Below are 278 nucleotides of genomic sequence, written 5' to 3' on the forward strand. Positions count from 1 at the left end.
TGATGGTCGCGCAGGTAATGCCCGGCGGGGCTGCTTTCCTTGATCGATCCCGCAGGCGAAATGTGGTCCGTGGTGATCGAATCGAGGAACATGCCAAGGATGCGCGCGTCGTCGACTTCAATCAGTACGGCACCCGCCGCGGCAACCATCAAGTGATGATGCGGGGAACCTTCGCCAACATTCGCATCAAGAACCAGATGGTGAAGGACGAAGCCGGCAGCGTAGTTGAGGGTGGCTATGCCATTCACCAGCCGAGTGGCGAGCGGATGTCGATCTAT

The 278-nt window shown here is 58.6% G+C and carries 1 pseudogene; it reads left to right on the top strand.

What is annotated here, in order from left to right:
* Positions 1 to 71: 71 nt before the first annotated feature.
* A pseudogene (locus Q5762_RS38085) lies at positions 72 to 278 on the top strand (hypothetical protein); the annotation flags it as partial.

This window comes from Streptomyces sp. P9(2023) (assembly GCF_032436795.1).
Taxonomy (GTDB): Bacteria; Actinomycetota; Actinomycetes; order Streptomycetales; family Streptomycetaceae; genus Streptomyces.